The sequence below is a fragment of the Streptomyces milbemycinicus genome, from assembly GCF_002154605.1.
Classification (GTDB): domain Bacteria; phylum Actinomycetota; class Actinomycetes; order Streptomycetales; family Streptomycetaceae; genus Streptomyces; species Streptomyces milbemycinicus.
The window spans coordinates 1-12,312 of record NZ_MUNE01000789.1; the positions used below are offsets into that span (position 1 = coordinate 1).

Annotated in this window: 14 protein-coding genes; 6 read left to right on the forward strand and 8 right to left on the reverse strand. The window is 72.4% G+C overall.

What is annotated here, in order from left to right; translation table 11 throughout:
- Positions 1 to 395: serine/threonine-protein kinase (locus CCN51_RS46170; RefSeq protein WP_143676108.1), on the reverse strand; the 395-nt coding region annotated here is incomplete at its 3' end.
- 139 nt (positions 396 to 534) lie between these two features.
- Here CCN51_RS46170 and CCN51_RS46175 point away from each other — a divergent pair.
- Entirely contained in the window at positions 535 to 684 is a 150-nt protein-coding gene (locus CCN51_RS46175; RefSeq protein ID WP_014178173.1) for a TetR family transcriptional regulator, read from the forward strand.
- A 108-nt stretch (positions 685 to 792) separates the two neighbouring features.
- Here CCN51_RS46175 and CCN51_RS46180 read toward each other — a convergent pair whose 3' ends face one another.
- The 3 genes from CCN51_RS46180 to CCN51_RS46190 form a co-directional block, all read right to left on the reverse strand.
- Complete coding sequence (locus CCN51_RS46180; RefSeq protein ID WP_014178174.1) at positions 793 to 1,065, reverse strand: twin-arginine translocase TatA/TatE family subunit; 273 nt, start codon at positions 1,063 to 1,065, stop codon at positions 793 to 795.
- Complete coding sequence (locus CCN51_RS46185) at positions 1,049 to 1,909, reverse strand: hypothetical protein (protein ID WP_014178175.1); 861 nt, start codon at positions 1,907 to 1,909, stop codon at positions 1,049 to 1,051. Before CCN51_RS46185 ends, CCN51_RS46180 begins: the two co-directional genes overlap by 17 nt.
- Before the next feature lie 97 nt (positions 1,910 to 2,006).
- Positions 2,007 to 2,582 (reverse strand): TerD family protein, encoded by a 576-nt coding sequence (locus tag CCN51_RS46190; protein ID WP_014178176.1) that lies wholly within the window; start codon positions 2,580 to 2,582, stop codon positions 2,007 to 2,009.
- 171 nt (positions 2,583 to 2,753) lie between these two features.
- Here CCN51_RS46190 and CCN51_RS46195 point away from each other — a divergent pair, with 171 nt between their 5' ends.
- On the forward strand, positions 2,754 to 3,170 hold the full coding sequence (locus CCN51_RS46195; RefSeq protein WP_238545418.1) for a BlaI/MecI/CopY family transcriptional regulator: 417 nt from the start codon (positions 2,754 to 2,756) through the stop codon (positions 3,168 to 3,170).
- A gap of 3 nt (positions 3,171 to 3,173) precedes the next feature.
- Positions 3,174 to 4,121, forward strand: coding sequence for a M56 family metallopeptidase (locus CCN51_RS46200; protein ID WP_014178178.1), 948 nt, complete (start codon positions 3,174 to 3,176; stop codon positions 4,119 to 4,121).
- Positions 4,122 to 4,137: 16 nt separating this feature from the next.
- Here the strand turns inward: CCN51_RS46200 and CCN51_RS46205 are convergent, their stop codons facing one another.
- A complete protein-coding gene (locus CCN51_RS46205; RefSeq protein ID WP_086860926.1) occupies positions 4,138 to 4,593 on the reverse strand; it encodes a tellurite resistance TerB family protein in 456 nt (151 codons plus the stop codon).
- Between the two features lie 257 nt (positions 4,594 to 4,850).
- Between CCN51_RS46205 and CCN51_RS46210 the strand changes: the two genes are divergently transcribed.
- The 3 genes from CCN51_RS46210 to CCN51_RS46220 all read left to right on the forward strand — a co-directional run bounded on the left by CCN51_RS46210 (position 4,851) and on the right by CCN51_RS46220 (position 8,187).
- Positions 4,851 to 6,266: a hemolysin family protein gene (locus CCN51_RS46210; protein ID WP_014178180.1), complete on the forward strand. Its 1,416-nt coding sequence runs from the start codon at positions 4,851 to 4,853 to the stop codon at positions 6,264 to 6,266.
- Positions 6,263 to 7,288 carry a hemolysin family protein gene (locus CCN51_RS46215; RefSeq protein WP_014178181.1) on the forward strand — a complete coding sequence of 342 codons (1,026 nt, stop codon included), beginning with the start codon at positions 6,263 to 6,265 and terminating at the stop codon, positions 7,286 to 7,288. The genes CCN51_RS46210 and CCN51_RS46215 overlap by 4 nt, the downstream gene beginning before the upstream one ends.
- A gap of 125 nt (positions 7,289 to 7,413) precedes the next feature.
- Positions 7,414 to 8,187, forward strand: coding sequence for a sulfite exporter TauE/SafE family protein (locus tag CCN51_RS46220; RefSeq protein ID WP_014178182.1), 774 nt, complete (start codon positions 7,414 to 7,416; stop codon positions 8,185 to 8,187).
- Here CCN51_RS46220 and CCN51_RS46225 read toward each other — a convergent pair.
- The 3 genes from CCN51_RS46225 to CCN51_RS46235 all read right to left on the reverse strand — a co-directional run bounded on the left by CCN51_RS46225 (position 8,162) and on the right by CCN51_RS46235 (position 12,234).
- Entirely contained in the window at positions 8,162 to 10,447 is a 2,286-nt protein-coding gene (locus tag CCN51_RS46225) for a serine/threonine-protein kinase (RefSeq protein ID WP_014178183.1), read from the reverse strand. The genes CCN51_RS46220 and CCN51_RS46225 overlap by 26 nt on opposite strands.
- 220 nt (positions 10,448 to 10,667) lie before the next feature.
- Complete coding sequence (locus CCN51_RS46230) at positions 10,668 to 11,177, reverse strand: hypothetical protein (RefSeq protein ID WP_014178184.1); 510 nt, start codon at positions 11,175 to 11,177, stop codon at positions 10,668 to 10,670.
- Positions 11,178 to 11,214: 37 nt separating this feature from the next.
- Positions 11,215 to 12,234, reverse strand: a complete 1,020-nt coding sequence (locus CCN51_RS46235; protein ID WP_405382909.1) for a LysR family transcriptional regulator — start codon at positions 12,232 to 12,234, stop codon at positions 11,215 to 11,217.
- Positions 12,235 to 12,312 lie beyond the last annotated feature (78 nt).

The window sequence follows — 12,312 nt, forward strand, 5'->3', positions numbered from 1 at the left end:
GGTTTGATGTCCCGGTGGACGATCCCCGTACGGTGCGCGGAGGCCAGCCCCGCGGCCCCCTGGGCGGCGATGGCGGCCACCCGCTCGGCACGGAGCGCACCCTGAGCGGTCAACTCCTGGGCCAGGCTCTGGCCCTCGACGAGTTCCATCACCAGATAGAAGCGGCCGTCACGCGCCCCGAAGTCGAACACGCCGACGATGTTGGGGTGACTCAGCCGGGCCGCCGTCTGGGCCTCCAGCCGGAAGCGGGCCGCCGCCTGCGACGCGGGGTCGTCCCCGAGTAGCAGTTTGACGGCCACGGTCCGTCTCAGCACTTCATCGGTGGCCCGCCAGACCTCGCCCATCCCGCCGCGGCCTATGGGTGTCTCCAACCGGTACCGATCTGCCACCAGCACGTGTGCACCAACCTCGATCCTGATCGACCCTGAGCAAACCGACGCCGACGGACAGCAGCACCGTACGAGGAGGTAGGTGGTGGGGGGACCGCGACTGAATCAGGGTACCGAGCGCGGATACCTGGCCGGTATGTGAGCGGTGGACAGAACGGACCTGACGGGGCGGGTGCGGCTGCGGGAGTCGGCGCTCGAACTGCTCGCGGAGCGAGGGTTCGAGGCGACGTCCACGCGGGCGGTGGCGGCCGAGCTCTCCCCGACGGCCTTCCGGCGCTCGGTGCCTGGGCCCTGACGGCGGTCCTGGCGCTGGGCGCGGCGTTCCTGGCCGCGGCCGGGCTGCGCCGGTTGCCCGGGTTCCGCTCGGTGTTGTGAGACCGCTGCCGGGGGCGGCCGGCGCGGGTCAGCGCTGCCCGGTGCCGGTGCCGGTGCCGGTGCCGGGGTCGGTCGTCTCCGTCCGGGACCGGATGACATCGCCGGGTTCGGCCCGGATCACTCGGTGCCCGGACTCGTCCTCGGTGACGGCGGGCTGGCCGTCGGACTTCACCGCTTTGGCCTCGCTCTTGAGGATGCGGGCCGACTTGCCCATGGAGCGGACCAGGTCGGGAAGTTTCTTGGCCCCGAGGATGACGATGACGACGATGAGGAGGAGCGACAGCTCACTTATCCCGAGCATCGGTGCCTGCTTTCTTCGCGGAGTGGTGGGGTGGGGTGAAGTCAGGGCCGGAGAAGTCGGGGCTCGCGTAGTCGGGGCCGGAGAAGTCGGGGCTCGCGTAGTCGGGGCTTGCGTAGTCCGGGCTGGAGTAGCCGAGGCGCGGACGGCGGATGAGTTCCGCCGTCCCCTGTGGGCGATTGTCGCGCAGTCGCCCGCGCAGATACGGCAGGACTCCGCGTTCGAGGAGGGCCAGCCGCCAGGCGTCGCGGGCCGCGGCGATGCCGTCCTGGTGCCGCTCGGCCCGGTCGACGGGTGCGGCGCGGTGCCGCGCGGCGGTGGTGAACAGCCAGATGGCGCCGGCGGCGGTGGTGACGGCCGCGATGACGGCGGTGGTGTGCGCGGCGGTCAACAGGGTGTCGGCCAGTCGGCGCTGGGAGGCGCTGAGCCCCAGGGTGTGGCCGAGGAGAAGGAAGACCACGGTCGCCGCCGTGGCCAGTACCGGCGTCAGAACCGCCAGTGCGGGCAGCAACCCTTGTCCGCCCGGCCACTGGCTGCCCCGCTCCTGCCCGTCCGGCCCGGGCCTGTCCCCGGATAAGGCCGTGCCTCCGTCCGTCGCGCCAGGCACTGCCGGCGCGCGCTGCCGGAGGTAAGCGCCGTACTCGGTCGCCGCCGCCACCGCGATGGACGCGGCGTCCGCCAGGGCCTGGGAGCGCAGCTCATCGAGGTCCGGGCCCTCGGCGGAGCCGCGCCGCAGGGCTGTACGGATCTCCGGGGTGTTCAGCGCCTGGTGCAGCACCTGCTCGAAGTCGGGTCTGTCCGCCGCGTCCAATGCCTGCGGTGCCTGGGGTGCGTACGGGCCGGTCATGTCCGTTCCCTCGATGAGTTGGAACCAGCCGGTGCCGCCGCCGGGCCGGGGCGTCCAAGGGCCTGGCCCGGCAGCGGCGGCGGTGGTGGCGGGGACGTCAGACGCCGACCCCGTAGTCGGAGGCTATGCCCGACAGGCCGGAGGCGTAGCCCTGGCCGACCGCGCGGAATTTCCACTCCGCGCCGTGCCGGTAGAGCTCGCCGAAGACCATGGCGGTCTCGGTCGCGGCGTCCTCGCTGAGGTCGTAGCGGGCGAGCTCATTGCCGTCGGCCTGGTTGACGACACGGATGAAGGCGTTGCGGACCTGGCCGAAGCTCTGGCCGCGGGATTCGGCGTCGTGGATGGAGACCGGGAAGACGATCTTGGTGATCTCGGCGGGCACGGCGGCGAGGTTGACCTTGATGGATTCGTCGTCGCCGTCGCCCTCGCCGGTGAGGTTGTCGCCGGTGTGCTCGACCGAGCCGTCGGGGCTCTTGAGGTTGTTGTAGAAGACGAAGTGCTGGTTGGAGGGGACCTTCCCGGCTTCGTCGCAGAGCAGGGCGCTGGCGTCGAGGTCGTAGTCGGTGCCCGTCGTGGTCCGTACGTCCCAGCCGAGGCCGACCAGGACCGCGGTCAGGCCCGGTGCCTCCTTGCTGAGCGAGACGTTGCCGCCTTTGGACAGGGAAACTCCCACGATCTCCTCCTGTGTTCGGTGTGCTGGTTCACGGGCCCGGAGGGAAAATCTACAGCACTGTAGAAGAAATGGGAGGGCGATGTGGCGCCGCGGAGGCGGTACGGTCCTGTGGCGGCCGGTCGCGCGTGGCGCGTCGCCCGCGCGGTGCGGCCTGGCGGAGGGAGACGGACGGTGAGGCACGACCCCTTGAACCCGGACGGGGGCGGTCCGCGCCCGCGTTCCCGCCGGCGCGGGCAGGGCGAGCTGGAGGCGCAGGTCCTGGATCTGCTGTGCCAGGCGGGCGGCCCGGTCACGGCGGCCTGGGTGCAGGAGCGGCTTGAGGGCGACCTGGCGTATACGACGGTGATGACGATCCTGTCGCGGCTGCACACCAAGCAGGCGGTGGCGCGGGAGCGGGTGGGCCGGTCGTTCGTATGGCGGGCCGAGGCCAACGAGGCGGGTCTTGCCGCGCTGCGGATGCGCCGGGTGCTGGACGGCCAGGATGACCGGGAGGCCGTGCTGGCGAGCTTTGTGACCGGGCTGTCGGCGGACGACGAGCGGCTGCTGCGCGATCTGCTGAGCGAGGCGGCGGAGGAGCCGGAGGGCTGACCCATGGGCGTGTTCGTCTTCCTCCCCCTGGTGCTGCCGCTGACGGCGCTGCCGATCGTGCGCCTGGCCGAGCAGCATCTGCATCCGCGCGCCGCCACCCGTCTGCTGTCGTTCGTCGGGGGCGTGCTCGCGCTGTGCTCGACGCTCTGCCTGGGCCTGCTGGTCGTCGTCGGCACGGCCCAACTGCCGGGCAATCCGCTCCCGGACGGCTGGTCCGACCCCGAGGTACGGGCGGCGGTGCCGTACGACGAGGTGGCCGGGAAGGCCGCGATCGGCGCGCTGGCCGTGGTGGCCACCGGCTGTGTGGCGACCCTGGTGCGGCATGTGACGGTGCGGCGGCGGGCCCAGGCGGCGCTGGTCGGCATGCCGGACTCGCCGGTCGCGGTGCTGCCCGACGGCAAGGCGTATGCGTACGCCCTGCCCGGCGGGCCGGGCGGGTGCCGGGCGCGAGGGCGGATCGTTGTCTCCACCGCGATGCTGGACTGTCTGAACGCGCGCGAACGGCAGGCGCTGATCGCCCATGAGCAGGCCCATCTGGCCGGGCGGCACCATCGCTACCTGCTGGTGGCCCAGCTGGCGGCGCGGGCGAACCCCCTGCTGCACGCGCTGCGCGGCGCGGTGGCCTACTGCGCGGAGCGGTGGGCGGACGAGGAGGCGGCCGGGGAGGTGGGCGACCGCAGGGTGATGGCGCGGGCGGTCGGCAAGGCGGCGCTGGTCTCGCGGGGCACGCCTGCCCCCACGCTGGCCGGATTCGCCGCCCCTGGGCCCGTGCCGCGGCGGGTGGCCGCGCTGCTGGGGCCGGTGCCGCCCGCGCGCTGGTGGCCGCCTGCGGCCACGGCGGCCGGTCTGGCCGCCTGGATCGCGGCCGCCGGCACCGCCGCGTCCGCGCTGTCCTCGGCGAACGCGGCGGTGGCACTGTTCCTCGTCCTGCAGGCGGCCACTCCGCTGTAACGGGCGGACCGTTTGCTTACAGGTCGAACTCGGCCGGCGGCAGCTCCAGGGCGAAGCAGGCCTCGCGCACGACGCCCTGCTCGGTCTTGTCGAAGTTGCCGTCGGCGCCGCCGATGACGATGCCGATCTGGATGACGGCCCGCGCCTCGGCGGGCTTCTTCTTCGCCTTGGCGATCTCCTGCAACAGGCTGACCTTGCCGAACTCGAAGTCGGCGGTGATCTTGTTGAGGTAGTCGTTGAAGCGGCGCTGCAGGTCGTCCGCGGCGAAGTTCTGCAGCACCTCATTGGTGGCGATGAGCTGGGCGACGCGCTGCCGCTCGGACGTGTCGATCGTGCCGTCCGCCGCCGCGACCAGGGCGCACATTGCCATGCTCGCGTCGCGGAACGCACCGCTCTTCAGGTCGTTCTTCTTCGCGACGAGCTGGGTCTGCATCGTCTGGGCGGAATCCTTGATGCGATCCCACAGGGCCATGAGAACTCCGTATGTGTGTTGTTTCTACAGTGGTGTAAAAACTAGCAGGGTGCGGTCGAGGTGAGTCTGCGTGATGGCCACGGTAGTCCCGGACGGGAATGCTTTACTATCTCTTTACGTTGAATGGGCGATGAACCCAAGCGATGAAGACGAACCCAAGCGATGAAAAGGAGCGGTAGACCCGTCATGGGTGAACCTCCCAGTACCGGCCGTGCCATCCCCCGTCGGCAGTCGAGCGATGAGCGGAGGGTGGCACGGTGACCGAGGTCCTGCTGCTCCTGCTGGCGCTGCTGCTCACCCTGGCCTGCGCGGTCTTCGTGGCCGCCGAGTTCTCGCTCACCACAATCGAGCGCGGTGAGCTGGAGCGCGCGGTCGAGGCGGGCGAGCGCGGCGCCGAGGGCGCGCTGGCGGCCGTCCGCCGGCTGACCTTCCAGCTGTCCGGCGCCCAGCTGGGCATCACGGTCACCTCCCTGGTGATCGGCATGCTCGCCGAGCCCTCCCTGGCCGTGCTCTTGCGCTCCCCCCTGCGGGCCGTCGGCCTGGGCTCGGCCGCCACCTCGGTGGCCACGGTGCTGGGTGTGGCCCTGTCCACCGTGGTGCTGATGGTGGTCGGCGAGCTGGTGCCCAAGAACTGGGCCATCTCCCGCCCGCTGGCCGTGGCCAAGGTGGTCGCGGGCCCGCAGCGCGGGTTCACCGCCGCCTTCTCGCCGTTCATCCGCCACCTCAACAACACCGCCAACCGCTTCGTACGCCGCCTCGGCCTGGAGCCCGCCGAGGAGCTGGCCGGCGCCCGTACCCCCGAGGAGCTGGTGGCCCTCGCCCGCCACTCCGCCGCGCAGGGGGCCATCGAGCCGGACTCGGCCGAGCTGTTCGTGCGCACCCTCCACCTGGGCGAGCTGACCGCCGAGAACGTGATGACCCCGCGCGTGGACGTCCAGGCGCTGGAGGCCCACGCCACCGCCGTCGACGCCGCCAACCTCACCTTCGCCACCGGCCTGTCCCGCTTCCCCGTCTACCGCCACAGCCTGGACGAGGTCATCGGCACCGTCCACATCCGCGACGTCCTCGCCCTGGACGCCGCCAAGCGCGCCGCCACCCCCGTCACCGACCTGATCACCCCGCCGCTGCTGGTGCCCGACACCCTCCCCGTCGCCACCCTGCTGCAGCGGCTGCGCGCCGAGCGCGTCATGGCCGTGGTCATCGACGAGTACGGCGGCACCGCCGGGGTCGCCACCGTCGAGGACGTCGTCGAGGAGGTCATCGGCGAGGTACGCGACGAACACGACCCCCTGGCCCCCCCCGACCTGCTGCCCGCGCCGCCCACCGACGACGGCCGCGCCGTCTGGGAGGCCGACGGCGGCGTCCGCCTCGACCAGCTCGCCGGTATCGGCCTCGCCGCGCCCGACGGCCCGTACGAGACCCTGGCCGGGCTGCTCGCCACTCGCCTGGGGCGCATCCCCGACGAGGGTGACACCGTCCATCTCGACGGCTGGGACCTGACCGTCCTCGACGTCGACCACCACCGCGCCGACCGCGTCACCATCACCGCCCCGGCGCGCCCCGCCGCCGAGTCCGCGAACGAGCCTGCCGCCGGGTCCACGACCAGGCCCACGACCGAGCCCGCCGCCGAGCCCGCCGCCGAGCGCGCGACCGCGAAGGAGGACGCCCGATGACCGTTCTACAGCTGGCCATCGGCGCCCTCACCCTGCTCACCAACGCCTTCTTCGTCGGCGCCGAGTTCGCCCTGATCTCGGTGCGCCGCAGCCAGATCGAACCCGCCGCCCAGGCAGGTTCGCGGCGGGCCCGCACCGTGCTGTGGGCGCTGGAGCACCTGTCCGCCCTGCTGGCCACCGCCCAGCTGGGCATCACCATCTCCTCGCTGGTCCTGGGCGCGGTCGCCGAACCGGCCATCGCGCACCTGCTGGAGCCCGGCTTCGACGCGGTGCGTGTCCCGGATGCCCTCGTCCACCCGATCGCCTTCGTCCTGGCCCTCACCGCGGCCACGTATCTGCACATGCTCATCGGCGAGATGGTCCCCAAGAACATCGCCCTCGCCGCCCCCGAGCGCACCGCGCTGCTGCTCGGCCCGCCCCTGGTGGCCGTCACCCGCGCGCTGCGCCCCGTCGTCTTCGGCATCAACGCCTTCGCCAACACGCTGCTGCGGCTGCTGAAGGTCGAGCCCAAGGACGAGGTCGAGTCGGTCTTCACCGACGACGAGCTCATCCGGCTGGTCCGGGACTCCAGCGCCGCGGGGCTGCTGGACCCCTCCGGCAGCGAGCGGCTGCGCGACGCCCTGGAGCTGGGCACCCGGCGGGTCGGCGACATCCTGGTGCCGCTGGACGAGATGGTCACCGTCGGCCCCGAGATCACCCCCGACCAGCTGGAGCGCGCCGCGGCCGCCTCCGGCTACTCCCGGCTGCCGGTGATCGGCCCGGCCGGGGCGGTGCTCGGCTATCTGCACATCAAGGACACCCTCGGGGCGGCCAACCGGGACAAGCCCTTCCCGCGCACCGCCCTGCACACCGTCACCCGCGTACGGGCCGACACCCCGCTGGACGACACTCTCACCGCGATGCGCGGCGCGGGCACCCATCTGGCGGCGGTGACCGGTGACGACGGCGGCGCGGTGCTCGGCTTCGTCACCATGACGGATGTCCTGGACGAGCTCGTGGGCGCGGAGCCCTCCCCCAGCTAACGCTGGGAGGTGCCCCCTGCCGTCTAAGTATGTGGACACCGTCTTGCATACGAGACAGTGAGTCTGGAGGATGAGCCGACGGCGGACACGGATACGGGCACAGCCACGGGCAGGAGTGGGGACGGATGAGCATCGGGTCCTCGGCACTGCTGGTGTCGGCCGGCGTGGCCTCGGGGCTCGCCGGCTCGATCGCCGGACTGGCCTCGCTGTTCAGCTATCCGGCCCTGCTCGCGGCCGGTCTGCCGCCCGTGGCCGCCAATGTGACCAACACGGTGGCGCTGTTCTCCAACACGGTGGGCACCGCGGCCGGATCCCGGGCCGAACTGCGCGGCCAGCGCGACCGCCTGCTGCGGCTTGGCGTCCTCGCCGCGCTCGGCGGCGCGGTCGGGGCCGCGCTGCTGCTCTCCACCCCGTCATCGGCCTTCGAGGCGGTCGTGCCATGGCTGATCGCGCTCGGCTCGGTGCTGATCCTCGTCCGTGACCCGCTGCGCCGCCTGGTGGAGTCGAAGTCGCGCCCGGTCGGCCGAGCCGCCCGTCCCACGTTCCCCATGGCCTGCGCGATCCTGCTGGTCGGCCTGTACGGCGGCTATTTCGGCGCGGCTTCAGGCGTGCTGATGCTGGCGGTGCTCTCGCTCTCCGCCGCCGCCGGTGAACCGCTTCCGGTCACCAACGCCGTCAAGAACATCGCCACCGGCGCGGCGAACATCACCGCCGCGGTCGCCTACGCCTTCGTCGCGCCCGTGCACTGGGGCGCCGCTGTGGCGCTCGGCGCCGGGGCCCTCGTCGGCAGCTGGGTGGGGCCCGTGATCGTACGGCGGCTGCCCGAGACACCCCTGCGGATCGCGATCGCCCTGGCCGGTCTCGGCCTCGCCGTCAGCCTGTGGCACCAGGGGACGTGACCTGCCCTGACGCGGACGGCTGGGTCGAGGGCTTGTCCGAGTCCTGGCCCGAGGGCCAGGCGGAGGGCCGGTCCGGGCGTACGGAGAACGCCGTGTAGCCGGCCGTGGCCACGATCGCGTCCTTGATGAGCATCACACTCGGCGGGACGGCCACCGCCCCGATCCCGACGTCGTTCAGCGCGGTGATGCGCCATGCCTCCTCCCCGGTCCTGGTGTTCAGCGCCAGCAGCCGGCCGAAGCGGTTGCAGAAGTACAGCCGTCCGTACTTCTTGGACTCCACCGGCGCGGACAGGCTCTCCAGGTCCGTCGCCCGCCGCCACGACCGTCGGCCGGTGTCCGCGGACACGGCGCTGATCGTCCCGTTGGTCTCGATGAAGTAGACGACACCGTTCAGCAGGGTGGCCTTGCCGTACATGGTGTGGGACAGCGCGATCCGCTTGGTCCCGCCGGTGCGCGGGTCCACTCGGATCAGGGCGTTGTACGGCCGTACGTACCCCTCGTCGTACACCTCCTTCGCGGTCTGCGGCGCGAGGAACAGGGGCTGCCCGTGGAAGGCGCCGAGGAGCAGCGACTTCTTGGGGAGGGTGGCGAGTTCGCGCTGGGTGCCGTCGGCGGGGTCGAGCCGCAGCAGGGTGTACGGGCCTTCGGTGGCCAGGCCGTTTTTGTCGATGGATGAGCACAGGGCGTACGGGACGCCGCCCAGCACGGTCGGATCGCAGAAGGCCCCCGCGCGCGCCGGCGACCGCCACAGCAGCTCACCCGACGTCCCGTAGGCGATGAACTCCCGTTCCCCGTCCGACAGCGTCAGCACTCCGCCGGAGAACAGGGCCGCCGACCCGGACCCGCTGATCTCCTGCTGCCACCGCTGTTTCTTGGTGTCGGCGTCCAGCGCCACCACCCGTCGGCCGTTCCCCTCCGACTCCTGGTAGACGTACAGGACCCCGTCGCGCACCCCGATCGGCCGCGCCTGCTGAGGAGAGTCGCCGTACCGCCACCGGACGTGACCGGTGGCGGCGTCCACCGCGGCGACGGAGAATCCCGTTCCGCCGCAGTACAGGGTGGTGGCGTCGGACACACACCCGGACTGCTGGTAGACCAGCGGGGGCCCCGGCGTGGTGTCGCGCAGCGACGCTTGCCACGGGCGCCAGCCCTCGGGCAGCGCCGCGGCCCGTACGGAGGAGGAGTCGGCGTCGGCCCCAGGCGAGGGCGAGTCCGTCGCGAACATCACCGCCGCGACGGTCAGCCCGGCCAGAGCCAGGGTCGCGCCGACGACCGTGAGGATCAGCCGCCGGCGCCGCCGTCCGGCGGCGGGCTCGCCGGGGGGCGGCGCCGGCAGGGCTTCGGGGGCTTTTGGGGCACTGGTCCCCAGGTGGGTGGGCCCTTGGGCGTGCGGTTGGGCGTGCGGCCCTTGGGCATGCGGCCCTTCGGCGGTCGAGGGGGCCGCGGCGGCGAAGTCGGGCAGCGCGTCCAGCATGCGGTGCAGCTCGGCCAGGTCGGGCCGCTCGGTCGGCTCCTTGGCCAGGCAGCGTTCGGCGATCGCCGTGAGCGGCCCGGGCACCCCGGCCAGCGTCGGCTGCTCGTACATCACCTGATAGCCCGACACATACGGGCTGTCGGACTCGAACGGCGCGGCGCCCGTGGCGGCGAACACCAGCAGCGACCCCAGCGAGAACACATCCGAGGCCGCGGTGACCCCGCGGGGACTGCGCAGTTGCTCGGGCGACATGAAGGGCGGGGTGCCCAGCACCCTCCCGATGGTGACGGTGAGCGTCTGGTTGTCGGCGGCGCGCGAGATGCCGAAGTCGATGACGCGCGGCCCGTCGTCGGCCATCAGGATGTTGGAGGGTTTCAGATCCCGGTGCACCACCCCGACCTGGTGGATATCGCGCAGCGCCTCGACAAGCCCCAGCCCCAGCGTCCGCAAGCTCCGCCCGTCCAGCGGGCCTTGTTTGCGTACGACCTCGCTCAGGGTGGGCCCGGGCACATACAGCGTGGCCATCCAGGGCCGTTCGGCATCCGGATCGGCGTCCACCACGGGAGCGGTGAACGCCCCGCTCACCTTGCGCGCCGCCGCGACCTCCTGCCGGAAGCGCGTCCGGAACTCCTCGTCCTGCGCGTACTGCTGGTGCACGAGCTTGACCGCGACATGCCGACCCGAGGCCGAGCGTCCGAGATACACCACGCCCATGCCGCCCGCGCCGAGCCGGTCGACCAGGGTGTAGCCGCCTATGAAGTCAGGATCCCCGGTGCTCAGGGACATGGCCCATCCTCTTTCCCGCCCTACGGTCTCGCTCGTCACCCGAATGCGTGCGCCGCACTAGATTGCGCCGCACCAGATTAGGTGTGCGGGCACGCCGCGGGCGGCCGACCACACCAGGGCCGCCGCAGAATCGGCACAAGTCGAGCACGACCGTGACGTTAGCCCACCCCTCTTGGCCCGGGGCCACCCGGTCGTCCGCTTGGCACCTCAACGCCGGGCCCTATGGCTGCTGACCCGCCGCTGAATGGCAGAAGCGGCAGCCGTCCCAGTACGGCAAGGCGCTCAGCACGCGGTGCGGTACGCACGAGGCGACCGCGGCCTCGCCGGGCCCGGGGAAGCCGCCGCCATCACGGCGTACGGCGTCGGCCGGGTCGAACGCCTCGACCATGGCCTTGAACCGCCGCAGATACCCCTCCGCGAACGGCGGCTCGTACCCCAACTCGTCCCAGCGGTGCCGGCGCAGGGCGAGGCCGACGACGCGCACCACGAAATCCTTCGCCCGTTCCTGCGCGGCGGGCGTAGCCCCCCAGTCGATCTCCTCCAGGGCGAACCCGACGGCCCCGCGCCCCATGACGTTCTGGTCCTGGAGGGTCAGGAGGGCGGCAAAGCGGTAGTCCCAGGCGTCGTGCGCGAGATCGGAGGCGGCGAGCGTCAGGACGTCGAGGAAGACGTCCGTACCGCCGTTGGACAGGGAGAGGCTGTCGCCGCCGCTCCGGAACAGGTTTCCCACCCGCGTCACGGTACGCAGGACTCGGCGCCGCCCGGCGCTAAGGGGTCGTACGGGGGGCCGTACGGGGCAGCGCGCTGGCCGCGTACAGCAGCTCACGGACCTCGGGCACCTCTTCGGCCGACGCGCTCCACACCAGCCGCAGCCGGAGGTCGTGGGTGGGCAGGCCGAGCCGGACGAGACGGCCGGCCCGTACCGCGTCGGCCACGGCGAAGCGGGGCAGCAGCGCGATCCCCAGCCCCTGTTCCGCCCAGGCCCGCATCACGGCGACGCCGCCGGCGTCGAGCCGTTCGACCTCGGGTCCGAGGACGTGGTCGGCGGCCATCCTGAAGGTGCACTGGGCCACATTGACCAGGAGTTTTTCCCCCGCGAGATCGGCCGGGCGCAGGGCGTGGCCGGCCAGCCGGTGCCCCGGGGCGGCGACCAGGTCCAGGGGGACGGTGTCGACGTCCAGGCTGGTCAGCGGGGCCGGGGGCACGGGGAAGCCCAGGCCGCCGAGGGTGCTGCCGAGATCGAGCAGCAGGGCGGCGGTGAGCTCGCCGGCCAGGACTTCTTCGAGGAGCAGGTCGCGGCTGGTGGCGACCCGTACGTCGACCGCGAGGCCGGGATGGCGCCGGGCGAGCCGCCGGAGTATGTCCGGTACGCAGGTGGCGGCGATCGTCTCCAGCGCGCCGAGCCGCAGGCGGGGGCGGGCCCCGCCGACCTCCCTGACCGCCTGCTCGGCCTGGTCCAGCAGCCGCCGCGCCCAGGTGGCCATGCGTTCCCCGGCCGTCGTGGGGCGCATCCCGCTCGCCGTGCGGTGGAACAGGGCGACGCCCACGGCTCGCTCCAGCCCCCGGATCTGCGCGGAGACCGACGACGGCGCGAGGTCGAGGGCGTTGGCGGCCTCGGTGACCGTGCCGTGCTTCAACACGGCCTCAAACGTCCGGAGTTGCCTCAACTCCACTGCTGTTCCACTTTCTTCTGACGTTCGCCCGACCGAGCGTGCGGTTTTTCCGAACGGAGTGTACGGCCGAGCCGGTGGAGCGGGGCGGTCGCCCGGACGCACAGTGCCGGGCATGACGCTCGACAAAGCCCTTCGGCCCGCCGCCGACCCCGCCACTCACCCCGGCCCCGCTCCACCGGCTCGGCCGTACAC